Genomic DNA, 24482 nt, shown 5'->3' with positions numbered 1-24482 from the left:
ATGGGTGGTTCGGGCGAAGGCGCTTTCGTCGCCGAGATCGTGCTTCTGCTGCTTGTCGGGCGCGGCTTGGGCGAAGTGCTGCAGCGTTATGGCCAGCCGGCAATCATGGGCCAACTGATCGGCGGCATCCTGCTCGGTCCTTCGCTGTTCGGCTGGCTGTGGCCGTCGGCCCAGCACCTGATCTTTCCCAGTGATCCTGCGCAAAAGGGCATGATCGACGCCGTCTCGCAGCTCGGCATCCTGATGCTGCTTTTGCTGACCGGCATGGAGACGGACCTGCGGCTGGTGCGCCGGGTTGGCGCGGCCTGTTTTTCCATTTCGGCTACCGGCGTCGTGGTGCCCTTCATCTTCGGTTTTGCGCTGGCGCAGTTCCTGCCGGACGCATTGCTGGCTGACCCCACGCAGCGCACCGTCGCCGGGCTGTTCCTGGGCACGGCGCTGTCGATCTCGTCGGTCAAGGTCGTCGCCATGGTGGTGCGCGAGATGAACTTCATGCGCCGCAACCTCGGACAGGTGATTATTTCCTCGGCGATCATCGAGGACACGATCGGCTGGCTGGTCATCGCCGTAACCTTCGGCATCGCCACCAATGGCAAGCTACAGTTCGCGCCGCTGGTGACCACCATCGCCGCGGTGGCACTGTTCATGGTGTTCTCCTTCACCATTGGCCGCCGTCTTGTCTTCACCTTGATCCGCTGGACCAACGATCAATTCCGCAGCGAGTTTGCAGTGATCACCATGATCCTCATCATCATGGGAGCGATGGCGCTGATCACTAATCTGATAGGCGTCCATACCGTGCTGGGGGCGTTCGTCGCCGGCATCCTGGTCGGGGAATCGCCCATCCTCTCCAGCCATATCGAAGGTCAGCTGCGCGGCGTCATCACCGCGCTGTTCATGCCGATCTTCTTCGGCATGGCGGGGCTTTCCGCCGATCTCACAGTGCTCGCCGATCCAACCCTTGCCATGCTGACGGGCGCTCTCGTGATCATCGCCAGCATCGGCAAGTTTGGCGGCGCGTTCATCGGCGCCAAGCTCGCCGCCATGTCGCTCAAGGAAGCAATCGCCGTCGGCAGTGCCATGAACGCACGCGGCTCGACCGAGGTGATCGTCGCCAGCATCGGCTTGTCGATGAACATCCTGTCGCACAATCTCTTCACCATGATTGTCACCATGGCCGTGATCACCACCTTGGCCATGCCGCCGATGCTGCGCTGGGCGCTCGGCCGGCTGCCGGTTGGGCACGACGAGCAGCAGCGTGTCGAGCGCGAGGCGTTGGACGAATACGGCTTCATTTCCAGGCTGGAGAGGCTGCTGGTGCTGGTCGACGACAGCAGGATCGGCAAGTTCACCGCATATCTCGCCGGACTGGTCGGCGGAGGCAGCGGCATGCCCACCACCTTGCTTCGCCTGCCCACCACCTTGCTTCAGCCGAAAGACGGCCGAGTTGACAGGCCGACCGACAGCAAGGGACAGGAGCGCGCCCTCCAGGAAATCAAAAAGGGTGCAAAAAAGAGCGCTCAGGCGGTGAAACGGATCGAAGATACGCTTGTCGACAAAGTCCATCTGACGGCCCGCACCGAATTGGATGCCACGGGTGAGACGATTGCCGAAGAGGCCCGCAAGGGATACGGCCTGTTGCTGGTCGGCCTGGACAATGTGCTGACCGCCGATGGCGCCTTCGCGCCGGCCCTCAACGACATTGCCGCAGGATTTGACGGCCCGCTTTGCCTGGTCCTGAACGGCGGCAATGCTGGCGAAAAGATGCCGACGCTGAGGGCCGGCACCAGCATTCTCGTCCCCGTCAACGGTACCCAGGTGGCGCGTCGCGCCGCCGACTTGGCGCTGGCGCTGGCCCGTCCAAACCGGGCGCGGATCAAGGTTCTCTACGTCTCGCAAAAGGCAGCCAAGGGCCGCAGGTCGACATCGGTGTCGCATAGCCGCGAAGAGGCCGTCCTGAAAGACATCGCTGATCTGGCGGGCCGCTACGGCCTGCATATCGACACAGCGTTCCATACCCGCGTCACACCCGACAAGGCGATCACCCGGGAGGCGGCCAAAGGAGCGGCGATCGTCGTGATGGGCGTCACCCAACGTCCGGGTGAGGACCTGTTCTTCGGTGAAACAGCCGGCGCTGTTTTAGCCGCCTGCAACTGCCCGGTCGTGCTTCTGGCCAGCGCGCGGCCCAAGCACGATGCCGCCGGCGCTGAGCTGGCAGCGTGAATTTCACGGCGCCCGTCGGCAGGAATGTCGATCGAGCCTCTGAAAGCGCTGATCAGCCAAACGTAAAAGAACTCGAACCGAACGGTTCGGTTCTGGTGCCAGAGAGTACAGGAAAGGGTGACGCCGGCTCAAAGAATGTTCGCGCGGCAAATCACCACTGACCGCATAACTAGCTGAAAAGAAATAAGAAAATTGTGGCGCAAGGAGCTGCATGTCGAATTTCAAGCGGCCAATTTGGCGCACCCGCACAAAATTTTCGTGATTGGAAACGACAGACTTGCCGACCCACCTCGGGGTGGTCCGAGCGACGCGAATTCCTCCCGAGGCACGCCACTTGACGGACAGACCAGAGAACTACCGGAGTACCGAAATGACCAAGCTCGCTCTTACCGCCGCCGCCATCCTCGTTGCCACCGGCACTGCTTTTGCCGGCAGCGACCATTATGGCTCGGACAACGTCAACCAGCCGGCCGCCGCTGCTGCCAACGTCGACAACACCTTCACTGGTTCGATCCGCAAGCCAGTTACTTCCGAGCATACCGGTGCCAAGACAACCTCCGAGTCGGTGGCGCCTGAATCCGGCCAAGGCATCTGGGGCCGCTGATTATCACTGCCCGCAACACAAAGAGCGGCGGGCTTGGCCCGCTACTCTTGCTTTCGCGTATCAACGGGCGTGTGCGCCGAATAGTATCCTGCGCCAATCGAATACTTTGATTTGCAGGTTTCATCTGTAGCCACAATCTCGGTTGCTGAAATCGTCCAGCAACGTGCACGTCGGAAAAAGCCGGGTGCGTATTCGTCGGCGCGGACAGCGCTCTCATCTCGAATGCGTCGAAAGCAACGACAACTCACGAATGACCAGTACATTGGAGTACCTGAAATGACCAAGACTGCTCTTACCGTCGCCACCATCGTCCTCGTCGCCACGGGCAGCGCCTTTGCAGGCAGTGATCACTATGGTTCGGACGGCGTCAACCAGCCGGCCGCGCCTGTTGGCAACGCGCCTGTCGGCACCATCGACAGCGGGTTTACCGGTTCCATCCGCAAGCCGCTGACGGCCGAGCACAACGCCGTCGACACCGAGGCGACGACCCGGTTCGGCACGGATCAACCCGTAGTGCCCCAATCTGGCCGGGGCAATTGGGGCCGATAGTTCCTCAAACCCCGGAGCACGAAGAGCGGCGGGGTTGGCCCGCCGCTTTTGTTTGTGCGAAGCCGGGTTTGGTCGAAAGGTCGGCGATCCCCCGGCCTGTCGGGCAGTCCCTAGCGAAGATCCTTCGGCCAAATGCAGTGCGTCAGTCGGGCGCTGCCGAAGGTGAGACCGGTCCAATCGCCGTCGACGTCGAACCGAGCCAGGCCCGCGGTTGGGTATTTCTCCGCCAGCTTCTTCAGCGCCGCTTGGTCCGATCCAGCCTCGGCAAGCCCGCGCGCGAACTCCTCCAGCCCGGGATTGTGGCCAAGCACCAGCAGTGTTCCAGTCCCCGCCTTTACTTGCCGCACCTTGGCGAGGATGTCCGCCGCCGCTGCCTCGTAGAGCGCCTGGGAAAATTTGGCCTGCACCTTCGCCGGCAATTCCGCCGAGACCAGCCGCCACGTGTCGCGGGTGCGCAGCGCCGGCGACACCAGCGCCAGCTCCGGCAGCCAGCCGCGCCGGGCCAGTTCGCGCCCGACCAGTGGTGCTGCCTTCAGCCCGCGCGCGGACAGCGGCCGGTCGAAGTCGATGAGGTCGGGATCGTCCCAACTCGACTTGGCGTGACGCAGGAGCAGCAGTTGCTTCATGGATTCAACTCAAGTCCAAGGGATGTCGGGCTGAAAGTCTTTCCCATAGCCGCCGCCATGTTTTGTGCCCATGGCGGTATCAAAACTCGCCCAAAGCGCACCAAAGATGAACAGGCCTACATGCCGTTCATCTTTATCCCATCTGACCAAAATGTCTGCTTCAGTGATGGCCCAATCGCCCGATCGAACGTGAATTGCACCGACGACGGGACCTACTCGTCCGTCCTCGATCCGACAGAGATAAAAATATGCCGTGGCACTTTTCGGATCATCCGCCTCGTCGTACTCGAAGACGCCGGCCAGATCACGCTTTGTCCGGATCGCGCTGTCGAAAACGTCCATTTGCTTGTCCGCAATCTATCAAAACAGTGCCGAAGCGTCGCGGGCGCCGTGTACGGCGCGGACGATCTCGACGCGCTGTTCGGCCAGGCGATAAAGCACGAGATAGTTGCCGATCGTCAACGCCCGCACCTCGGCAGCGATGTCGGGCCTCTTGGGACCGGATTCCGGGAATGTGCCCAATTGCACGATGCGCACGGCAATAGCATCCAAAAAGCGGTCCGCGGCAAGCGGGTTGTCCCTTGCAATGCCAAACCAAATATCGATCAGGTCGTCTTCTGCCGCCGGGCTGTGGACAATGCGGATGTCAGCCATTCCGCCGGTTTTTGCTGGTGTTGCCCAACCGGCTGCGGGCTTTCTGTTTTATGTCCTCGATGTCGAACGGCGCAAACGGACCGCTCTCCAGCCCTTCCGTCCAGGCTTTCCGCAACCGCTCCGCTTCGGCCTCGCGCAAGGGCTGGCGAAGCCGCCATTCGCGCAGTGCCTCGCGGATCACTTCACTTGCCGAACCGTACTGCCCGCTGGCCACCGCGCCTTTGACCATGTCCAGCAGTTCCGGGGAAAGCGCTACGCTGACTTTTTCGACTGTCGCCATCAAGCCGTCTCCTCACGAAAACGGTAGCAAAATTTGCTACCAAATTCAAGAACTGACTCTTACGGCGTTATCCGCGCCAGGTGCTCGAGATCGGTCTCTTCGCGCAGCGGGTCGGGCGCGATCACCACCGACGTGGCGTTGTCGGCATCGTCGGCGAAGCGCGAAAACACCGTGCGGCCGCCTTCCATTCGCGCCTTGCCTTCGGCGACCAGCCCCAGCGCCAGCGGATAGAGCTGGTGCTCGGCCTTGAGCACGCGCGCGGCCAGCGTGTCCTCATTGTCGCCGACCATCACCGGCACGGCGGCCTGGGCGATGATCGGCCCGTCATCCATGTCGAGCGTGACGAAATGCACCGTGCAGCCATGGATGCGCATGCCTGCGCGGAGGGCCCGCGCATGCGTATCCAGCCCCTTGAAGGCAGGCAGCAGGGCAGGGTGGATATTGATCATGCGGCCCTGCCACTTCTCCACGAAGCGCGCGCCGAGGATGCGCATGTAGCCGGCCAGCGCGACGATCTCGGCGCCGAACGACAAGAGGGCCGCATCGATCGCCTCGTCATGCGCTTGCTTGCTGGCATGGTCGGAGCGCGAAATCACTCTGGTGGCGATGCCGCGCGCCGCGGCGATGCCAAGGCCGGCGGCATTGGCGCGGTCGGAGATGACGCCGACGATCTCGGCCGGATAGGCCGGGTTGCTCGCCGCCGCAACCAGCGCCGTCATGTTGGAGCCGCGCCCCGAGATCAGTACGACCGTCCGTTTCCTCATAGGCCAATCGAGCCCCGATAGATGACGCCGGCATCGCGGCGCGGCACGATCTGGCCGATCGGCGTCACCGTCTCGCCGGCCTCCTGCAGAACGGCAGCGACCTGCGCCGCCTGGCCGGAGGCGACGACCAGGATCATGCCGATGCCGCAATTGAAGGTCCGCATCATCTCTTCCGGCGCGACGCCGCCGGTCTTGGCCAGCCATGAGAACACCGGCGGCACCTCGATGGCGCCGAGATCGAGCTCGGCCGAAAAATCCTTGGGCAGAACGCGCGGGATGTTTTCGGGAAAGCCGCCGCCGGTGATATGGGCCAGCGCCTTGATGCCGTGGGTGTTGCGGATCGCCTTGAGGATCGACTTGACGTAGATGCGGGTAGGTTCGAGCAGCGCCTCGGCCAGCGTCGCCTCGTCATTGAACGGCGCCGGATCGCCCCAGCCAAGGCCGCTTACGGCGACGATGCGACGGACCAGCGAAAAGCCGTTCGAATGCAGGCCCGACGAGGCAAGGCCGAGCAGCACGTCGCCCTCGACGATGTCGTCGGTCGGCAGCAACTGGCCGCGTTCGGCGGCACCGACGGCAAAGCCGGCAAGGTCATAATCCTTGTCGTGATACATGCCGGGCATCTCCGCCGTCTCGCCGCCGATCAGCGCGCAACCGGCCTGCCGGCAGCCGGCGGCAATGCCGCCGACAATCGAGGCACCCTGGTCGGGATCGAGCTTGCCGGTGGCGAAATAGTCGAGGAAGAACAGCGGCTCGGCGCCTTGCACGACGATGTCGTTGACGCACATGGCGACGAGGTCGATGCCGATCGTATCGTGCTTGCCGGCATCGATGGCGATCTTCAGCTTGGTGCCGACGCCGTCGTTGGCGGCCACCAGCACGGGATCGGTGAAGCCGGCGGCCTTGAGGTCGAACAAACCGCCGAAGCCGCCGATCTCGCCATCGGCGCCCGGCCGGCGGGTGGCGCGCACCAGCGGCTTGATCTTCTCGACCATGAGATTGCCGGCGTCGATGTCGACGCCCGCTTCGGCATAGGTGAGCCCGTTCTTGCGCTTGCTCATACTCTTTCCCTGCTTTCTCGGGCTCTTCGCATGAACGGTTTCGGTCCGCAAGGATAACGGCGGGATGTGGAGCTTTTGCCCCCGATAATAACAAAGGTTGGCAGGCCCTGCAGTTCCGAATGTGGCGATCCTTCGCGCCCCCCTCTGTCCTGCCGGACATCTCCCCCTCAAGTGGGGAGATTGGATGTCGCCTCGGCTTTCGCCAACCTGCAACGTTGCAGGAAGGGCGCGATAAATGAAGCTGCCAATCTCCCCACTTGAGGGGGAGATGTCCGGCAGGACAGAGGGGGGTGGTTCACGCTAGCCTTCGCGTTCCTGTGTCGCTTCTTACTTGCCGTAACCCTCCATCTCCATCATGTATCGGCAAACAAGAGCGACGGGATATGCGTTTGACCATCCCCAACATGATCACGATCATGCGCTTCGTGCTGGTGCCGGCCGTGGTGCTGGCCATGCTGCAGGACCGCTGGGACTGGGCCTTTGCCGGCTTCCTCATTGCCGGCATTTCCGACGGCGTCGACGGCTTCATCGCCCGCCATTTCAATCAGTTTTCCAGGCTCGGCGCCTATCTCGATCCGATGGCCGACAAGCTGCTGCTGGTCTCGGTTTTCGTGGTCCTGGGCTTCAGCGGCGAACTGCCGCTGTGGCTGGTCGTTACCATGGTGTCGCGCGACGCACTGATCGTCTGCGCCGTGCTTTTGTCCACCGTCATGGCGCATCCCGTCGAGATGAAGCCGCTCCTGGTGTCGAAGGCCAACACCGCGATCCAGATCGTGCTGGCGGCAGTGGTGTTGGGCGAACTCGCCTTCGACATCCATCTCGATCCGCTGAGGCCGGCCCTCATATTGCTGTCCGGGGTCTTGACCGTGGCTTCGGCCGCGGCCTATCTCGTGGCTTGGCTGAGGCATATGAGCGGCTATGGCGAAGGCTCCACACCCGGCACCTGACGAACGGTCCATCGACGCTGAAGCTGAGGCTGCGGCAGCGGAGGCTGCGGCATCGGCATCGTTTCGCCGCCAGATCCGCTTCTGGCTGATCAGCGCCATCATCCTCGCCGTCTTCCTCTATGTCTTCAGCGGCATCCTTCTGCCGTTCGTCGCCGGCATGGTGCTCGCCTATTTCCTCGACCCTGTCGCCGACCGGCTGGAGCGGCTCGGCCTCTCCAGGCTGATGGCGACGGTGGTCATCCTCATCGCCTTCATCGTCGTCCTGGTGCTGGCCGTCGTCATCCTGGTTCCGGTGCTCGCCTCGCAGATGGCTGATTTCGCCAGCAAGCTGCCGGACTATCTGACCCGGCTGCAGAGCCTGATCACCAGCTTCGACCCGAAATGGCTGGAAGAGAAATTCGGCGTCGACGCCAACGGCCTGCGCGAAGGCCTGAACTCGCTGCTGACCTCCGGCTTCGGCCTCCTGACCACCGTGTTCACCTCGATCTGGAGCTCCGGCGTGGCGCTGGTCTCGGTGGTCAGCCTGTTCGTGGTGACGCCGGTCGTCGCCTTTTACATGCTGCTCGACTGGGACCGCATGGTGACAATCGTCGACAGCTGGGTGCCGCGCGACTATGTCAAGACCGTCAGGACGATCGCCAGGGACATCAACACGGCGACCGCCGGCTTCGTGCGCGGCCAGGGCACGCTCTGCCTGGTGCTCGGCGCTATGTATGCCACCGGGCTGACACTGACGGGCCTGAATTTCGGCATCCTCATCGGTCTGTTCGCCGGGCTGATCTCCTTCATCCCCTATGTCGGCTCGCTGACCGGCCTGGTGCTGGCCGTCGGCGTCGCCTTCGTCCAGTTCTGGCCCGACTGGACCATGATCGCGGCGGTGGCCGGCGTGTTCTTCGTCGGCCAGTTCATCGAGGGCAATATCCTGCAGCCGCGACTGGTCGGCAAAAGCGTCGGCCTGCATCCGGTGTGGCTGATGTTCGCGCTGTTTGCCTTCGGCGCGCTGTTCGGCTTCGTCGGCCTGCTGATCGCCGTTCCGGCTTCCGCCGCCGTTGCCGTTCTGGTGCGCTTCGCCATCGCCCGCTATCTCGAATCGCCGCTCTACAAGGGCCACGCCGACGAGCCGGTGCCGCCGCTGCAGGTGCGCCGCCGCGGGGGCGCGCGCGGTTGAGCCAGATGCCGGACAAGATCGATCCGCCGCGCCAATTGCCGCTCGATCTAGGCCACGGCACCGGCTATTCGCGCGACGAGCTCGTCGTCTCCAGCACCAACAGCCAGGCGGCGGCGCTTGTCGACCGCTGGCCGGACTGGCCGTCGCCGGTCGTTGTGCTGGCCGGGCCGGCCGGCTCGGGGAAAACCCATCTGGCCTCGATCTGGCGGACCCGCGCCGACGCCGTGAAAGTGGAGGCCGGCCGCATCGGCGACTGCATCGAAAACCTCGGTCCGCATCCCGCCCTGATCGACGATGTCGACGCCGAACCGATAGATGAGCACGGCCTCTTCCACCTGATCAACGCGGTGCGCGGCGCCGGCTCGAGCTTGCTGTTGACGGCGCGGCGCTTCCCGTCCGCCTGGGGCGTCACGCTGCCCGACCTGGCGTCGCGGCTGAAGGCGGCGGCGACCGTCGAGATCCACGAACCCGACGATCTTCTGCTGGCCGGCGTCATCACAAAGCTGTTCGCCGACCGCCAGGTCGAGGTCGAGCCGCATGTCGTGCAATATCTGGTGCGCCGCATCGAGCGCTCGCTGGCCACTGCCATGCGGGTGGTCGAACGGCTCGACCGCACCGCACTGGAGCGCAAGACGCCGATAACGCGAGCCCTCGCAGCCGAGACCGTCAGCGCCATGGATGAAGGGCAGGGCGAGTTCGAGATTTAGAGGATACAAAATGACGTCTGAATTCAGTGCATACGACATCATTGATCCGTTTCTGATGTCGTGGGCAAATCGGCACGGAATACGGGTCGCCACGAAATATCGCGACGACGATGTCCGTTCTATCTGGGTTTACGGCAAGAATGGCAATCGTCGTGCTCAGTTGTGGCTCAATTTGCCTGACGTCAACGGCAACGTAACCATTGTGGCGTCGGTGCTGGATCCTAAAAGCGCTACACAATGGGGTGCTAGAGAGGAACGCCACGCGTCTCCCGAAATGCTGCAAGCCGCCCTTGAAGAACTACGGCCAATGGTTTTTGGCTGGGCCGGGGAAGGTGCATATACCTAGTTCTTACCTCGGCCGGTGTCTCATTTCGGGAAACAAACCTGGCATCTGTCTTGCACCTGACAGCTTGCCGGCTAACCCCGGTCCTGATTGCGTACCAAATCAGGTTGTAGGCTCGCCGGGAGATGGGGCGGTTGGGGTTCTCTTCCCGGCGAGCTTGCCATATGCGGGATCCGACCAGTCGCCTTGAAGTGTGATTTTCTCGCCAGCTGATAGCGCTATTCTCAACGCTGTCGGTCTTGCCTGGAAATGATGTCGGCGACGTATTTTGATCGAGAGCCGTCCCACCCGCAGGCCGTGCATCGGCCGCTTTCGAAATGATGTTCGCAGTTTGGATATCCATAGAGCAGAGATGCGCATTCGGCACATAGACTGGCCATTGCGCTGCTGTCGGAAAAATACGTGCTGCCGCACTCATCGCAGGTCGCGATTGGTCGGTCCGTCATTGCTCTAGCCTCGCTACCGTTTCAGACCGATCGTCTCCCCCAAGCGCCGCTCGTTCCACGCCAAAGCGCCGGCGATAGTCGCCGGGCACCAAGCCGGTTATCCTGGCGAATACCTTGCGGAAGGAGCCGGGATCGTCATAGCCGACCTCCCAGGCGATCTGGTCGATCGCTCGTATCGTGGTTTCCAGCATCTCGCGCGCCTTGCCGACGCGCAGGTGCTGACAATATTCGGTCGGCTTGAGGCCGGTGGCGCTGCGGAAGCGCCGCAGAAAAGTCCGCTCCTCCAGCCCGGCGTGATCGGCCATGGCGCCAAGCGTCACATCGCGCGCGCCGTTCGCCTGCAGCCAGTGCTGCACCTTGAGGATCGCTTCGTCGCCGTGGGTCAGCCGCGGCGCGAACGGGCTGTAAAAGCGTTGCTCGCGGCCCGGCGGGTCGACCAGCATGAAACGCGCCGTGTCCATCATGACGGTCGGCCCGAGCACCCTGTCCACCAGCTTCAGGCCGAGATCAGTCCAGGCCATGTAGCCGCCCGCGGTGATGATGTCGCCATCGTCGATGACCAGCCTGTCGGCGTCGAGCAGGATGTCTGGAAAGCGTAGCGCCAGCGCGTCGCGATAGGCCCAATGCGTGGTCGCAGCACGACCCGACAGCAGGCCGGTCTCGGCAAGCACGAAAGCGCCGGCACAGACCGAACCGAGCGTCGCGCCTGCCGCATGACGGTCCCTGAGCCAGCCGGCATAGGGCGCGGCTGCTTCCCGAGCGATCGGATCTCCCAAGGTCGGCGGGAGGATAACCATGGCTGGTTCATTGTCGGCGCCGGGGTCGCTGTCGAAGGTGCGGACTACGGTGTGGCCCGCGTCCTCCAATTGCCAATGACTGACGCGAAGCCTCGCCGCCTCGGGCGACCGCTCGACAGCCAGCCGGTTTGCCAGCATGAAAAGATCGGTCAGGCCGAGCACGGCTGCTTCCTGCACGCCGGGATACAAGACAAGGCCGATTTCGATCAGATCACGCGCCGCCGTCATTGTCAGTTTTGCCACGTTGAATGTCCGTTTTGCCAATGCTCACCCTGGCCGCACTGTTATAATTTGTCCAGCTGAAGGGGCTAAAACTCCCTGTTACCCCTAACTTTTCCATCAAGGAGTAGGACGATGAGCACATTCACCACCCATGACGGCACCGAGATTTTCTACAAGGATTGGGGCAAGGGCCAGCCGATCGTGTTCCATCACGGCTGGCCGCTGAGCTCAGACGACTGGGACAACCAGATGCTGTTCTTCCTCGAAAAGGGCTACCGCGTCATCGCCCATGACCGCCGCGGGCACGGCCGCTCGTCGCAGACCGCGACCGGCAATGAGATGGACACCTACGCCGCCGATGTTGCGGCGCTGGCGGCGCATCTCGATCTCAGGGATGCGATCCACATCGGCCACTCGACCGGTGGCGGCGAGGTGGCGCGTTACGTCGCGCTTTATGGCGGCGGCGGCCGTGTTGCCAAGGCGGTGCTGATCGGCGCCGTGCCGCCGATTATGGTCAAGACCGACAGCAACCCCGGCGGCTTGCCGATCGAAGTCTTCGACGGCTTTCGCGCGGCTCTGGCCGCTAACCGCGCCCAGTTCTACAGGGACGTGCCGGCCGGCCCGTTCTATGGCTTCAACCGCGAGGGCGCCAAGGTCTCGCCAGGGGCTATCGACAATTGGTGGCGCCAGGGCATGATGGGCGGCGCCAAGGCTCATTACGACTGCATCGAGGCCTTTTCCGAGACCGACTTCACCGACGATCTCAAGAAGATTGCCGTGCCCGTCCTGATCATGCACGGGGACGACGACCAGATCGTGCCGATCGCCGATTCCGCGCTGCTTGCGGCCAAGCTGGTGAAGCACGGCACGCTCAAGGTCTACAAGGGCCTGCCGCACGGCATGTGCACCACGCATCCGGAGATCATCAATCCGGATCTGCTGGCCTTCATCCAGGGCTGACGGCTTACATGTCGGACGGGCAGCGCGGGCTCGTGGTGTCCGTCCGTCGCTTAAACATGACCGGCGACGGGAGACACACTCGAGCGTGATCCGCTTGCCCTGTCGACGAGATTTGCTTGATGAATGGTCGGAGTGGAGAGATTCGAACTCCCGACCCTCTGGTCCCAAACCAGATGCGCTACCAGGCTGCGCTACACTCCGAACGGTCTGTTGCCTAGTGATTTCAGTCCGCCAAAGCAAGCGTAAAAAGCCATCGGCCTTGCTGCCGGCGGCATTGCGCAGTAATGACGGGCTAGTGCATGGCCAGAGAACAGTAATGTGGTCTCGGGGTCGTGTGCTTGCAACCAGCAATGAGGTGGTCATGTCAGCCCGCATTTTCAGCCCAGCCAAAACCGCGATGCAGTCCGGCAAGGCCAAGACCGGCTATTGGGTGCTGGAATTCGATCCGGAGCAGCGCAAGAAGATCGATCCGCTGATGGGCTACACCACGTCCGGCGACATGCGAAGCCAGATCAGGCTGACCTTCGACACAAGAGAAGACGCGGTCGCCTATGCCGAGAAGGAAGGGCTGGCTTTCCGCGTCGAGGAGCCGAAGGAAATCAAGCGCCGCCAGATTTCCTATGCGGAGAATTTCCGCTATGACCGCAGGACGCCCTGGACGCATTGATCCCATACCGGCCCTGCCGGCACAATCCGCCGGTCATGCGGCCGGCCAGCGGTCCCGTAGCTCAGCTGGATAGAGCACCGGCCTTCTAAGCCGATGGTCACAGGTTCGAATCCTGTCGGGATCGCCAATATTTTCAGGGTCCATTCCGGACAGGTTCACTCGCCAGTCGCACAGGATTTCCAACACATGACAGCGATGGGCGCGGCGGCATTGCTGATCCTGGTCCTGACCTATGCCGGCGTCGCAATCGGCAGGATACCCGGACTGCGCCTCGACCGGGCAGGCATCGCGCTGCTCGGCGGTGCGGCGATGATCGCCATCGGCGCGCTCGACATGGAAGACGCCTACCGCGCCATCAGCTTCGACACCATCACACTTCTGCTCGGCATGATGATCGTCGTGGCGCATCTTAAAGTGTCGGGCGCCTTTCGCGCGCTCGGCGGGTTCGCCATCGAGCATGCGCATGCGCCGTTCATGCTGCTGGTGATGGTGACGCTGTTGACCGGCGTCCTGTCGGCGTTCCTGGTCAACGACGCCATCTGCCTGGTGATGGCGCCGATCGTCGTCCATGTCACCCGCGTCATCAACCGCAACCCGGTTCCCTATCTGATCGCCACCGCCACGGCCTCGAATTGCGGCAGCGTCGCCACCATCACCGGCAATCCGCAGAACATGGTCATCGGCGCGCTGTCGGGGATTTCCTATCCGGCCTTCTCGGCGGCGCTGGCGCCGGTCGCGGCGTTCGGCCTCGTCGCCGTCATCGTCATCATCCGCATCGTCTACCGCGCCGAATTTTCGCGCAAAGCCGAGCTCAGCCCCGAAGTCTATCGCGGCCGCATGCTGCCGGGGCAGGTGGTGAAGGCGGTGGTCGTCTGTATCGGTTTGGCGATCGCCTTCTTCGCCGGCGTTCCAGTCGCCAAGGCAGCGCTGATCGGCGGCGCCATTCTTCTTTTGACCCGCGCCATCAAACCTGAGCGCATCTATCGCGAGATCGATGGGCCGCTGCTGTTCATGTTCGCCGGGCTGTTCATCGTCGTCGCCGGGGCGGAGAAGACGCTGCTGACGCCCGACATCGTCGCCTCGGCAAAGGACCTCGGGCTGAATGATGTGTGGCGGCTGTCCGGCTTCACCGCGGTGCTGTCCAACATCATGAGCAATGTCCCGGCCGTGCTGGCGCTGAAGCCGTTCGTGCCCGGACTGGAAAACCCCGAGCGGGCCTGGCTGGTCGTCGCCATGAGCTCGACGCTGGCCGGCAATTTCACGCTGCTCGGCTCGGTCGCCAATCTGATCGTTGCCGAGCACGCGCGGGTCTCCGGCAAACCGCTGGGCTTCATCGCCTTCTTCAAGGTCGGCCTGCCGTTGACGCTGGTCACGCTGCTTGTAGGGACGGCATGGCTGGCAGCCTAAAAGCGCGTCGCATTAGACCGGCCTCATGCGGCGCGCTTCAGGCTCTTTTTATGCATGTCGTTATCGCAAAACCGCTGCACACTTTGCGCGACATGCATCAGCCAGTCAGGGCGATGTCACCGTCAGATGGCCTTTCATGTTGGGATGGAAGCGGCAGAAATAATCGACCGATTCCGCCTTCTTCACCGTCAGGCTCGCCGCGTTCTTCGGCGGGATCATCACTTCCCAGCCGCCGTTGACGGTTGCCGTGTGGGCAAACACGTCCTTGTTCACCCACTTGATCGTGTCGCCGACCTTCGCCTCGATCTTTGCCGGCGAAAACACAAGCTTGTCGATCGTCACCTCGATGGTTTCGGCCTTGGCCGGTGCGGCGCCGATGGTCAGCGCCAGCGCAACCCACAGACGCCGCCTCGACACCATTGGCCCGATCCTCACTTCAGCATGCCAGCGACGTGTTCGGCGTGCTGTTCGTGGCCCTGGAATATTTTCAGGCCGGTTTCCAGCAGGCTCTTCAGCTCGGCATTGCTGGCTGACGGGATCAGCAGTGTTTCGAGCGCGCCATTGACCTGCTTGTGGTAAGCCACCTCGCTGGCGACATAGGCCTTGTCGAACGCCGCGCCCTTGAGCTTGGCAAGCTTGGCACGTTCCTCGGCCGCCGCCTTGGTCAGCGCCTTGCTGGTCGGATTGTCCTCAGGCGTGACCTTGAGCTTCTTGACCAGGTCGAGAGCCTGTTTGTTGACCGCCTCGTGATCTCGCACCATGTCCTTGGCGAAATCCACGACCTCTTTGTTCTTCGATTTCTTCAGTGCCTGCTTGGCCGCCTCGACGTCAAGCACGCCTGCTGTGTAGGCGATATGTGCGATCTGCGGATCGGTCGGTTTGTCGGCAGCTTGCGACAAGGGCGCTGCGCTAAGCAGGAAAAATGCGGCCAGTGCCGTGGTCGATCGAATGAACATGATGCTCTCCTTCGCCCCGACGCGGAACTGCATCGCGCTTCGTTTCAGTGATGCTCATTGGATGCAGGTCACGGGAAAACGTTCCCGCGAAAATCGGCGCGGCCTATCCGGAAAGACCGAGCCGCCGCATCACGGCATTGGTCAGCCGTTCGCAGCGCCGGCCCGCGAAGGGAAAGGCGTCGAGCAGCACCGGGCCGATCTGGTCGTCCAGCGCCTTGCGCACCAGCGCGCGGGCGCGGTGCAGCCGGGTCTTGATGGTTTCTGGTCGCACGCCAAGCAGTTCGGCGGTTTCTTCGATGCTCAATCCCTCGATGACGCGCGCCACGAACACCATCCGGTAGACATCGGGAAGACTGTCGGTTGCCCGTTCGACAAGCTCAAGGATCTGCCGTTGCGCCATCGTCCGCTCCGGATCGTCGCTCGGGTTGAGGGGAAACCGGATGATTTCGGCTTGCGGGTTTTCAGGCATCGCTACCATTCGCCGCCTTTTGCGCAAACGGCCGAGCGCTTCGTTGATGACGATACGCGATAGCCACGTGGCGAGCGAGGCATCGCCGCGAAAGGACTCGAGATGGGCAAAGGCACTGACATAGGCCTCCTGGACGATGTCCTCGGCCTCGCTGTCGTTACGCACGACGCCTCGGGCGATGCGGTAGAGCCTTTGGTTGTGCGTCTTGATGATGGTGCGGAATGCATCGCTATCACGTGCCAGCGCGCGACCGACAAGCTGCATGTCGCCGGAAGCGGCGGGCGTTGCCGTCAACGCAGCAGGCATGGCCGATCTCCTGATAGGCTTCTCATCGGACATTGGATGAATCGGCCGACAAAAGGTTCCCGACCGATCCGCCGGCCGGCCTCGATCCGTTTCAACCGCCGGCAGAGGCTATTCTAACGCCTCCACCACACCGGCGTCTCTATTTTGTAGACGCCGTGTCATCGGCTGATCGGTCGCCATGACATCACTCAGGATCGCAATTTTTCCAAGCTGTTACGCCGATTTCCTGACTCAGCCTGGAAAGGTGCTTGGCTCAGGCCTGTGCGGCCGCCGCCAGCCCGCGCGCCAGGTCGGCCTTCAAATCCTCGACATCCTCGAGCCCGATCTGCAAGCGCACCAGCGGCCCGTCATACGGGCCCTTGGCGATTGTGCGGTCGCCAAGGAATACCGGCACGGCAAGGCTCTCATAGCCGCCCCAGGAATAGCCGAGGCCGAAAAACTTCAACGCGTCGAGGAAGGCGTGCTGCTGCTTCTGTCCGCCGCCCGCGAGAACGATCGAGAAGATGCCGCTCGATCCGCAAAAATCGCGCTTCCACATGGCGTGGTCGGGATGACTGGGCAGCCCGGGATGCAGCACCTGCGCTACGCCCGGCTGACCCTCGAGCCAGCCGGCGAGGGCAAGCGCGCTCTTTTGATGATGCTCCAGCCGCACACCCATCGTGCGCAGGCCGCGCAGCACCTGGTAGACGTCGTCAGGCCCGGCGCAGCAGCCCATCGTGTTGAACGTCTCGAAAAGCTGCTTCCAGCAGTCCGCATTGGCCGACACGGTGCCGAGCAGCACGTCGGAATGGCCGGCCGGGTATTTCGTCGCCGCGTGGATCGAGATGTCGACGCCATGGTCGAGCGGGCGAAAGTAGAGCGGCGTCGCCCAGGTGTTGTCCATCATGACGATGGCGCCGGCGGCATGCGCTGCCTTGGCGATGGCCGGTATGTCCTGCACCTCGAAGGTGTTGGAGGCCGGCGATTCGGTGAACACCACCTTGGTGTTGGGCTTGATCAGCGCCGCGATGCCGGCGCCGATGCGCGGTTCGTAATACTCGACCTCGATGCCCAGCCGCTTCAGCATCGTGTCGGCGAAATTGCGGGTCGGATGATAGACGGAATCGACGATCAGCAGATGATCGCCGGCCGACAGGAAGGCGAGCAGCGGCAGCACCACGGCCGCCAGGCCGGACGGCACCGCGACCGTGCCGGCGGAGCCTTCCAGCGCATCGATGGCGCTGGTCAGCGCATCGGTGGTCGGGGTGCCGCGCGTGCCGTAGGTGTATTTCTGGCTGCGCGCCGCCATTGTCGCCGCATTGGGATAGAGCACGGTCGAGGCATGCACCACCGGCGGATTGACGAAGCCGAAATAGTCATGCGGGTTGTTGCCGGAATGGGCGAGCCGTGTGTTGACGCCCATCTCGCTGTCGTCTTTTGCCATTGCTTTTCGTCCCATGGGTTGGTCGTTAGCCATAGTGCGGCGGCATTGGCCGCGCAACCGCACCGCACTCGCCAGGCCAAGGTCTTGAATATGCCAATTCAGCAACGAGCCGTGGACCTGCGGGAAGGCTGCCAAGTGCGCTTGGCAACTCACGGTCGGACTTTGCCGGCTTTATTGGCGCGCTGGCCGATTTGCGAGCGCGTTTGTCTGCAATTTCAGGCATTTCAGGCAGTTGGTTTTCAAAGTCTTTCGGATTTGGTCATTTCCCTTGACCTCACAGGAATAATCGCCTTCGATGTTGTTCGTGAATGGGAGGCAGCGCGTCGGTTACGATGCGGGATTCCGGTAATGGGCCGGGATACATAGCTGCGTTCACACGGGAAAAAGTCAGGTTCGCCTGGAAAAAACAGAAAAGGGTCTGTGGGTCATGAAACACATTGCAATCGGCGTTTTGGGCGCCGCCGCGTTTGGATTCGCGGCTTCGGCGGCTTCGGCGGCCACGCTCGACGATGTCAAAGCGAAGGGCTTCATCCAATGCGGCGTCTCGACCGGTCTGGCCGGCTTCTCGGCGCCGGACGACAAGGGTGAGTGGCAAGGCATCGACGCGGACTTCTGTCGCGCTGTGGCAGCCGCCGTGTTCGGCGATGGCACCAAGGTGAAGTTTACGCCGCTCAGCGCCAAGGAGCGGTTTACCGCTCTGCAGTCGGGCGAGATCGACATCCTGTCGCGCAATACCACCTGGACCATCAATCGCGACACCGCACTCGGCCTGAACTTCATCGGCACGACTTATTACGACGGCCAGGGCTTCATGATCAACGCCAAGAAGCTACCGGGCGTGAACTCGGCGCTGCAGCTTTCGGGCGCGGCGGTCTGCGTGCAGAGCGGCACCACGACCGAGCTCAACCTTGCCGACTATTTCAAGTCGAACAAGATGGAGTACAATCCTGTCGTCTTCGAAAAGCTGGAAGAGGTTAACGCCGCCTATGACGCCGGTCGCTGCGACGTATACACCACCGACCAGTCGGGCCTCTATGGCATCCGCCTGACGCTCGGTGCGCCGGCCGACCACGTCGTGTTGCCCGAGATCATCTCCAAGGAACCGCTTGGGCCGGCCGTACGCCAGGGCGACGACCAATGGTACCACATCGTCAAGTGGACCTATTTCGCGTTGCTCGACGCCGAGGAACTCGGCATCACCAAGGCCAATGTCGACGAGATGAAGAACTCGGACAGTCCAGAGATCAAGCGCGTGCTCGGCCAGGAAGCCGACACCAAGATCGGCACCGATCTCGGCGTCTCTAACGACTGGGTCGTCAACATCGTCAAGGCCGTCGGCAATTACGGCGAGATGTTCGAGCGTAATGTCGGCTCGGGCAGCCCGCTGAAGATCGCGCGCGGCATCAACGCGCTGTGGACCAAGGGTGGCCTGCAGTACGCTCCGCCGATCCGCTGATCGAAAATGGATCCGGAAGGCAGATCGTCTGCCTTCCGGTCTCTCTTTCCAGGGGACTGTCGAATGGCATCGCAGGAAGTTCTTCGCGAGGAGCCAAGCCGCGGTTCCTTCATCAATGATCCTCGTGTCCGCGGAATATTCTTTCAAGCGCTGGTCCTCGTCCTGCTGGTAGCGGGGGTCTGGTGGGTTACCCACAACGTCATCGTCAATCTGACGCGCTTGCACATCGCTTCCGGCTTTGGCTTCCTCAGGGGCCGCGCCGGCTTCGACATCAGCGAAAGCGCGATCGCATATTCGTCGGATTCGACCTATTTCCGAGCCATCCTGGTTGGCTTCATCAACACCGTGATCGTTGCCGTCGTCGGCATCATCACCGCGACCATTATCGGTTTCATCGTCGGCATCGGCCGGCTTTCGCGCAACTGGCTGATCAGGAAGATCTGCACGGTCTATGTCGAGGTCTTCCGCAACATCCCGCCGCTGCTGGTCATCTTCTTCTGGTATTCCGGCGTGCTCGCCGTGCTGCCGCCGCCGCGCGAGAGCATCAATTTGCCGTTCGGCTCCTTTCTCAACCAGCGCGGCTTCTATTTTCCGCGCGCTGTCTGGGGCGAGGGCTCCTGGCTGATCCTGGTCGCCCTGCTCCTCGCCCTTGCCATGGCCTGGTTCGTCGCCCGCAAGGCGCGGCAGCGGCAGATGGCGACGGGCCAGCCGTTCCCGGTGCTCTGGACATCCATAGCGTTGATCGTCGGCCTGCCGCTGCTGGCCTACGCGCTGAGCGGCTTTCCTCTGACCTTCGAATTCCCGAAACAATCGACTTTCAACCTGGTCGGTGGCTTTCAGGTCAGACCAGAGTTCCTGTCACTCTATCTGGCGTTGTCCTGCTATACGGCCGCCTTCATCGCCGAGATCGTGCGCGCCGGCATCAGGGGCGTCAGCACGGGCCAGACCGAGGCGGCCGCGGCACTCGGGCTGCGCTCGGGATCGATCCTCAGGCTTGTCGTCGTGCCGCAGGCGATGCGCATCGTTATTCCGCCGCTGACCAGCCAGTATCTGAACTTGACCAAGAACTCTTCACTCGCCATCGCCATCGGCTATCCGGACCTGACGGCGACTGCCGGCACTGTCTTGAACCAGACCGGGCAGGCGGTTGAAGGCGTGGTGATCATGATGGCTGTCTATCTCGCGCTCAGCCTGATCACGTCGGCGATCATGAACGTCGTCAATGCCAGGATGGCGCTGGTGGAGAGGTAAGGCCATGCAGGAACACGACATGTCCTGGGTGCGGACGGAGATGGCGCTGGCCCAACCGGCGCCGTCGAGCGAGCGTGGCCTCACCGCCTGGATCCGCAAGAACCTGATTGCCACCACGGGCGACACCATTCTCACCATCGTTGGCATCGCACTGGTCGCTGTGATCCTGCCCCAAATCATCAATTGGGCCTTCATCAACGCCCAGTGGACCGGACCGGACCGCTCGGTCTGCGCCACCGTGGCGCAAGGCGGCATCCAGCCGGATGGCTGGACCGGTGCTTGCTGGGCATTCGTCAACGCCAAGTTCGGCCAGTTCATGTTCGGCACCTATCCTATCGAGGAGCGTTGGCGGCCGATCGTGGTGGCCATCCTGTTCGTGGCACTGCTGGTGCCGTTGCTCATTCCGCGCGTGCCGCGCAAGGGGCTGAATGCCATTCTTCTCTTTTTTGTACTGCCGGTCGTCGCCTTCGTTCTGCTGGTCGGCGGCATGTTCGGCCTGCCGCATGTCGAGACGTCGCGTTGGGGTGGACTGCTGGTGACGCTCAGCCTGTCGTTCGTCGGCATTGCCGTGTCGCTGCCGATCGGCATCGTGCTGGCGCTCGGCCGGCGCTCGAACATGCCGATCGTCAAGCTGCTGTGCGTGATCTTCATCGAGACGGTACGCGGCATCCCGCTGATTACGGTGCTGTTCTTTGCCAGCGTGATGCTGCCGCTGTTCCTGCCGGCCGGCGTCAGCTTCGACAAGTTCCTGCGCGCGCTGATCGGCGTGTCGCTGTTTGCCGCCGCCTACATGGCCGAAGTGGTGCGCGGCGGCCTGCAGGCGATCCCCAAAGGCCAGTATGAGGGCGCCGATTCGCTCGGTCTCAGCTACTGGCAGAAGATGGGCCTGGTCGTCATGCCGCAGGCGCTGAAGCTGGTCATTCCCGGCATCGTCAACACCTTCATCGGCATGTTCAAGGACACCAGCCTGGTCATCGTCATCTCGATGTTCGACCTCCTCGGCATCGTCAAGCAGAACTTCTCCGACGCCAATTGGGCGACGCCACAGACGGCCAGATCCGGCCTGGTGTTCGCGGCGTTCATCTTCTGGCTGTTCTGCTTCGGCATGTCGCGCTATTCAATGTACACGGAACGCCGTCTCGACACCGGCCACAAACGCTAAAAAGGGGACCTTGTCATGGCCATAGAAAACGCCGTCAGCGCGGAAGAGATCAAGGTCAATGCCGCCAAGATGCACATTTCCACCACCGATGTCGCCATCGACATCATCGCCATGCACAAATGGTACGGCGAATTCCATGTGCTGAAGGACATCAATCTAAAGGTGATGCGCGGCGAGCGGATCGTCATCTGCGGCCCGTCGGGCTCCGGCAAATCGACGATGATCCGCTGCATCAACCGGCTGGAGGAACACCAGAAGGGCAAGATCATAGTCGACGGCAAGGAACTGACCAACGATCTGAAGAAGATCGACGAGGTGCGTCGCGAGGTCGGCATGGTGTTCCAGCACTTCAACCTGTTCCCGCATCTGACCATTCTGGAAAATTGCACGCTGGCGCCGATCTGGGTGCGCAAGATGCCGCGGAAACAGGCCGAGGAAATCGCCATGCATTTCCTCAAGCGCGTCAAGATCCCGGAACAGGCCAACAAATATCCCGGCCAGCTTTCCGGCGGGCAGCAACAGCGCGTGGCGATCGCCCGCTCGCTGTGCATGAACCCGCGCATCATGCTGTTCGATGAGCCGACCTCGGCTCTCGATCCGGAAATGATCAAGGAAGTGCTGGAGACGATGGTCGGGCTGGCCGAGGAAGGCATGACCATGCTCTGCGTCACCCACGAAATGGGCTTTGCGCGCAAAGTCGCCAATCGGGTGATCTTCATGGATCAGGGTCAGATCGTCGAGCAGAACACGCCGGCCGAGTTCTTCGACCACCCGCGCCATGAGCGCACGAAGCTGTTCCTGTCGCAGATCCTGCACTAATCCTTACTCCGGTTCGGGACAAGACCGGCGGATCAAACCTCTCTGTCTTGCTGGCTTCGCGCGTATTCGACGAGCGCTGACCGTGCGCTGCGCGAGAAGATAGCAAGCGTGCGTCAGGCCGTTCGAGTGGTCACGTTGCAACCTGGTAACTAAGGCCGGCACGGATCATAAGCGCGCCGACTGCGTTCATTGCCATTGGGAGTTGTATAACGAGCCGCGTGGGCGCGTGCGGCGGCAGGTCACGGGTTCATCCTGATGCTCATCCAACCGATCGATTATTTCCTCGTCGTCTGGTTCGCGCTGGCGCTGGCTTCGACGCTTTACGTCGGCTTCGACCAATATCGCAACAATCCCGAGCCGGTGGTGATGAAATGGGGCTTCATCCTGGTCACCCTCTATATGGGTCCGCTCGGCTTGCTGCTCTACGTGCTCGCCGACAAGGAGCCCCGGCCGGGCGAGCATGAACTCTTCACCCGGCCGCTCTGGAAGCAGGGCGTCGGCTCCACCATCCACTGCGTCGCCGGCGATGCCACCGGCATCATTCTTGCCGCCGCCGTCACGGCGGCGCTCGGCCTGCCGATGTGGATCGACCTGATCGTCGAATATCTCGCCGGCTTTGCCTTCGGCCTGTTCATCTTCCAGTCGCTGTTCATGAAATCGATGATGGGCGGCACCTATTGGGAGAACGTCCGCAAGAGCTTCCTGCCCGAGTTCATCTCCATGAACTTCATGATGGCCGGCATGGCGCCGGTCATGAGCTTCCTGATGATGGGCCGCGACATGCGCGCGATGGAACCGACGGAGCTGCTGTTCTGGGGCGTGATGTCGATCGGCGTCATCGCCGGTTTTGCGCTTGCCTATCCGGCCAATGTCTGGCTGGTCGCCCGGGGGCTGAAGCATGGGCTGATGACGCAGCGTGCGCAGGCAGCCGGCATCGATGTCCGGGAGCAGCCTGCCACGAGGCAACATGCGCAGATACAAATGCAGCAGGCCGACGCCAGCGGCCATCGCGGGCAGCACCACGACATGGTTTCCCACAAAGGCAAAGGCGGCGGCCATCACATGGAGACGGATGCCACGACGCCGCAGGTCGCTGCCCTGGGTGCCGTCTCCCTGCTGTCGCTCGCCATCGGCATGGTCGCGCCGGCGAACTGGCTGAACCTGACGCTGTCGGCACGCGACGTCGGCGGGGTGATCATGCCGCAAGGCATGATCATGGATCGCGACACGCCGGCCGATACGATGCGTGACATGGCCGCTACCGATCCACGCCTCGTGGCCGCCTCTTATGGCCTGACGGCAAAGGGCGACCAGGAACTGCCGTTTCGGATGGAGAACGGCATCAAGGTGTTCGAGCTCAGGCCTTCGGTGGTCCGCTGGCAGATCCTGCCGGCCGTTGCGGTCGACGCCTATGCCTATAACGGCCAGATTCCCGGTCCGCGAATTCACATTCGTCAGGGCGATCGGGTCAGGATCAACGTCACCAACGGCCTGCCTGAGGAAACGACGGTGCATTGGCATGGCTTGATCCTGCCGAACCAGATGGATGGGCCGGCCGAGATCACGCAGCCGCCGATCGAGCCCGGGCAATCCTATTCATACGAATTCACCGCAACCCAGCACGGAACCTATTTCTACCACCCCCATGCCAAGCCGGACCGGACCCAGGCGCTCGGCCTCTACGGTGCGCTGATCATCGATCCCGCCAATCCCGCCGACGAGGTCGCGGCCGACCATGATTACGTCATGCAGCTTCAGGAATGGCTGGTGCGGGAAGGGCTGACCTACCCGTCGATGCCGATGGACGGCGGCATGCCGAATTTCTTCACCATCAACGGAAAGGCCTATCCCTCGACCGAGACGATCCCGATGAAGGTCGGCGAGACGCTCAAGGTGCGGTTCATCGGCACCAACAACGGCTTCATCCATCCGATGCATATCCATGGCGGACCGTTCGAGGTCGTTGCCCGCGACGGCGAGACGGTCCCCGCTTCGGGTCGTTTCCTTGCCGATACGATCAACGTCGGGCCGGGTCAGCGCTACGACGTGATCTGGAAGGCGCAGCGTCCGGGCAAATGGCTGATCCATTGCCACATCCCGCATCACACCACGAACAACAATGTCGAGGAGAAGGGCGGCGGCGGGCTGATGGTCGTGATCGATGTGACATGACCGGCGTCGCCTTGGCGCGTTCCATCCGCTGCACCGGCCCGGA

Annotated in this window: 26 protein-coding genes and 2 tRNA genes; 16 read left to right on the top strand and 12 right to left on the bottom strand. The window is 62.5% G+C overall.

The features are described from left to right. The 3 genes from NKI41_RS21215 (at position 1) to NKI41_RS21205 (ending at position 3376) form a co-directional block, all read left to right on the top strand. Complete coding sequence (locus tag NKI41_RS21215; RefSeq protein WP_502899638.1) at positions 1 to 2223, top strand: cation:proton antiporter domain-containing protein; 2223 nt, start codon at positions 1 to 3, stop codon at positions 2221 to 2223. Positions 2224 to 2593: 370 nt separating this feature from the next. Further along, positions 2594 to 2827 carry a DUF680 domain-containing protein gene (locus NKI41_RS21210; protein WP_352472617.1) on the top strand — a complete coding sequence of 78 codons (234 nt, stop codon included), beginning with the start codon at positions 2594 to 2596 and terminating at the stop codon, positions 2825 to 2827. Between the two features lie 276 nt (positions 2828 to 3103). Further along, on the top strand, positions 3104 to 3376 hold the full coding sequence (locus NKI41_RS21205; RefSeq protein WP_352472618.1) for a DUF680 domain-containing protein: 273 nt from the start codon (positions 3104 to 3106) through the stop codon (positions 3374 to 3376). A 110-nt stretch (positions 3377 to 3486) separates the two neighbouring features. Here NKI41_RS21205 and NKI41_RS21200 read toward each other — a convergent pair whose 3' ends face one another. The 6 genes from NKI41_RS21200 to purM are packed head-to-tail and all read right to left on the bottom strand — an operon-like array spanning position 3487 to position 6761. After that, the gene (locus NKI41_RS21200) at positions 3487 to 4002 is read right to left on the bottom strand and encodes a SixA phosphatase family protein (RefSeq protein WP_352684972.1); all 516 of its coding nucleotides are present in this window, start codon (positions 4000 to 4002) and stop codon (positions 3487 to 3489) included. A gap of 9 nt (positions 4003 to 4011) precedes the next feature. Next, a complete protein-coding gene (locus tag NKI41_RS21195; RefSeq protein WP_352684970.1) occupies positions 4012 to 4344 on the bottom strand; it encodes a hypothetical protein in 333 nt (110 codons plus the stop codon). An 18-nt stretch (positions 4345 to 4362) separates the two neighbouring features. Beyond that, positions 4363 to 4656: a type II toxin-antitoxin system RelE/ParE family toxin gene (locus NKI41_RS21190; RefSeq protein WP_352684968.1), complete on the bottom strand. Its 294-nt coding sequence runs from the start codon at positions 4654 to 4656 to the stop codon at positions 4363 to 4365. Beyond that, the gene (locus NKI41_RS21185) at positions 4649 to 4936 is read right to left on the bottom strand and encodes a type II toxin-antitoxin system ParD family antitoxin (RefSeq protein ID WP_352457662.1); all 288 of its coding nucleotides are present in this window, start codon (positions 4934 to 4936) and stop codon (positions 4649 to 4651) included. Before NKI41_RS21185 ends, NKI41_RS21190 begins: the two co-directional genes overlap by 8 nt. 59 nt (positions 4937 to 4995) lie before the next feature. After that, the gene (purN, locus tag NKI41_RS21180; RefSeq protein WP_352501881.1) at positions 4996 to 5700 is read right to left on the bottom strand and encodes a phosphoribosylglycinamide formyltransferase; all 705 of its coding nucleotides are present in this window, start codon (positions 5698 to 5700) and stop codon (positions 4996 to 4998) included. Then, a complete protein-coding gene (gene purM / locus NKI41_RS21175; RefSeq protein ID WP_352472623.1) occupies positions 5697 to 6761 on the bottom strand; it encodes a phosphoribosylformylglycinamidine cyclo-ligase in 1065 nt (354 codons plus the stop codon). The genes purN and purM overlap by 4 nt, the downstream gene beginning before the upstream one ends. Positions 6762 to 7150: 389 nt before the next feature. On the opposite strand from purM, the gene NKI41_RS21170 reads away from it, so the two are divergent. The 4 genes from NKI41_RS21170 to NKI41_RS21155 are packed head-to-tail and all read left to right on the top strand — an operon-like array spanning position 7151 to position 9929. After that, entirely contained in the window at positions 7151 to 7708 is a 558-nt protein-coding gene (locus tag NKI41_RS21170; RefSeq protein WP_352472672.1) for a CDP-alcohol phosphatidyltransferase family protein, read from the top strand. Beyond that, the gene (locus NKI41_RS21165; RefSeq protein ID WP_352615714.1) at positions 7680 to 8876 is read left to right on the top strand and encodes an AI-2E family transporter; all 1197 of its coding nucleotides are present in this window, start codon (positions 7680 to 7682) and stop codon (positions 8874 to 8876) included. The genes NKI41_RS21170 and NKI41_RS21165 overlap by 29 nt, the downstream gene beginning before the upstream one ends. Positions 8877 to 8881: 5 nt before the next feature. Further along, entirely contained in the window at positions 8882 to 9583 is a 702-nt protein-coding gene (gene hdaA, locus NKI41_RS21160) for a DnaA regulatory inactivator HdaA (protein ID WP_352685021.1), read from the top strand. A gap of 10 nt (positions 9584 to 9593) precedes the next feature. Continuing rightward, entirely contained in the window at positions 9594 to 9929 is a 336-nt protein-coding gene (locus NKI41_RS21155; protein WP_352615716.1) for a hypothetical protein, read from the top strand. A 439-nt stretch (positions 9930 to 10368) separates the two neighbouring features. Here the strand turns inward: NKI41_RS21155 and NKI41_RS21150 are convergent, their stop codons facing one another. Beyond that, on the bottom strand, positions 10369 to 11397 hold the full coding sequence (locus NKI41_RS21150) for a GlxA family transcriptional regulator (protein ID WP_352615799.1): 1029 nt from the start codon (positions 11395 to 11397) through the stop codon (positions 10369 to 10371). A gap of 126 nt (positions 11398 to 11523) precedes the next feature. Here NKI41_RS21150 and NKI41_RS21145 point away from each other — a divergent pair, with 126 nt between their 5' ends. Continuing rightward, positions 11524 to 12351 (top strand): alpha/beta fold hydrolase, encoded by an 828-nt coding sequence (locus NKI41_RS21145; RefSeq protein ID WP_352541634.1) that lies wholly within the window; start codon positions 11524 to 11526, stop codon positions 12349 to 12351. Between the two features lie 124 nt (positions 12352 to 12475). On the opposite strand, the gene NKI41_RS21140 is transcribed toward NKI41_RS21145, so the two are convergent. After that, positions 12476 to 12552: transfer RNA gene (locus NKI41_RS21140), tRNA-Pro, on the bottom strand. A 160-nt stretch (positions 12553 to 12712) separates the two neighbouring features. Here NKI41_RS21140 and NKI41_RS21135 point away from each other — a divergent pair. The 3 genes from NKI41_RS21135 (at position 12713) to NKI41_RS21125 (ending at position 14425) form a co-directional block, all read left to right on the top strand. Then, positions 12713 to 13018 (top strand): ETC complex I subunit, encoded by a 306-nt coding sequence (locus NKI41_RS21135; protein WP_352472630.1) that lies wholly within the window; start codon positions 12713 to 12715, stop codon positions 13016 to 13018. A gap of 50 nt (positions 13019 to 13068) precedes the next feature. Next, positions 13069 to 13145, top strand: a tRNA-Arg gene (locus tag NKI41_RS21130). 59 nt (positions 13146 to 13204) lie between these two features. After that, a complete protein-coding gene (locus NKI41_RS21125; protein WP_352615719.1) occupies positions 13205 to 14425 on the top strand; it encodes an anion transporter in 1221 nt (406 codons plus the stop codon). A 105-nt stretch (positions 14426 to 14530) separates the two neighbouring features. Here the strand turns inward: NKI41_RS21125 and NKI41_RS21120 are convergent, their stop codons facing one another. The 4 genes from NKI41_RS21120 to NKI41_RS21105 all read right to left on the bottom strand — a co-directional run bounded on the left by NKI41_RS21120 (position 14531) and on the right by NKI41_RS21105 (position 17579). After that, the gene (locus NKI41_RS21120) at positions 14531 to 14845 is read right to left on the bottom strand and encodes a cupredoxin domain-containing protein (RefSeq protein WP_352684965.1); all 315 of its coding nucleotides are present in this window, start codon (positions 14843 to 14845) and stop codon (positions 14531 to 14533) included. 11 nt (positions 14846 to 14856) lie between these two features. Next, the gene (locus NKI41_RS21115; protein WP_352615724.1) at positions 14857 to 15381 is read right to left on the bottom strand and encodes a DUF4142 domain-containing protein; all 525 of its coding nucleotides are present in this window, start codon (positions 15379 to 15381) and stop codon (positions 14857 to 14859) included. Between the two features lie 103 nt (positions 15382 to 15484). Beyond that, positions 15485 to 16156 carry an RNA polymerase sigma factor gene (locus NKI41_RS21110; protein ID WP_352684963.1) on the bottom strand — a complete coding sequence of 224 codons (672 nt, stop codon included), beginning with the start codon at positions 16154 to 16156 and terminating at the stop codon, positions 15485 to 15487. A gap of 253 nt (positions 16157 to 16409) precedes the next feature. Further along, complete coding sequence (locus tag NKI41_RS21105; RefSeq protein WP_352684961.1) at positions 16410 to 17579, bottom strand: cystathionine beta-lyase; 1170 nt, start codon at positions 17577 to 17579, stop codon at positions 16410 to 16412. Between the two features lie 427 nt (positions 17580 to 18006). On the opposite strand from NKI41_RS21105, the gene NKI41_RS21100 reads away from it, so the two are divergent. From NKI41_RS21100 to NKI41_RS21080, 5 genes are all read left to right on the top strand, one after another. Next, entirely contained in the window at positions 18007 to 19035 is a 1029-nt protein-coding gene (locus NKI41_RS21100) for an amino acid ABC transporter substrate-binding protein (RefSeq protein ID WP_254820740.1), read from the top strand. 63 nt (positions 19036 to 19098) lie between these two features. After that, a complete protein-coding gene (locus NKI41_RS21095; RefSeq protein ID WP_352472636.1) occupies positions 19099 to 20286 on the top strand; it encodes an amino acid ABC transporter permease in 1188 nt (395 codons plus the stop codon). Between the two features lie 4 nt (positions 20287 to 20290). Next, complete coding sequence (locus NKI41_RS21090) at positions 20291 to 21448, top strand: amino acid ABC transporter permease (protein ID WP_352541629.1); 1158 nt, start codon at positions 20291 to 20293, stop codon at positions 21446 to 21448. Between the two features lie 69 nt (positions 21449 to 21517). Continuing rightward, positions 21518 to 22267, top strand: coding sequence for an amino acid ABC transporter ATP-binding protein (locus NKI41_RS21085; protein WP_031212005.1), 750 nt, complete (start codon positions 21518 to 21520; stop codon positions 22265 to 22267). A 255-nt stretch (positions 22268 to 22522) separates the two neighbouring features. Further along, entirely contained in the window at positions 22523 to 24439 is a 1917-nt protein-coding gene (locus tag NKI41_RS21080) for a multicopper oxidase domain-containing protein (RefSeq protein ID WP_352684959.1), read from the top strand. Positions 24440 to 24482: the final 43 nt, after the last annotated feature.

The organism is Mesorhizobium sp. M0601 (genome assembly GCF_040320845.1).
Taxonomy (GTDB): domain Bacteria; phylum Pseudomonadota; class Alphaproteobacteria; order Rhizobiales; family Rhizobiaceae; genus Mesorhizobium.
The sequence above is the reverse complement of the archived record's forward strand: the minus strand, read 5'-3'. Positions and strand labels throughout refer to the sequence as shown.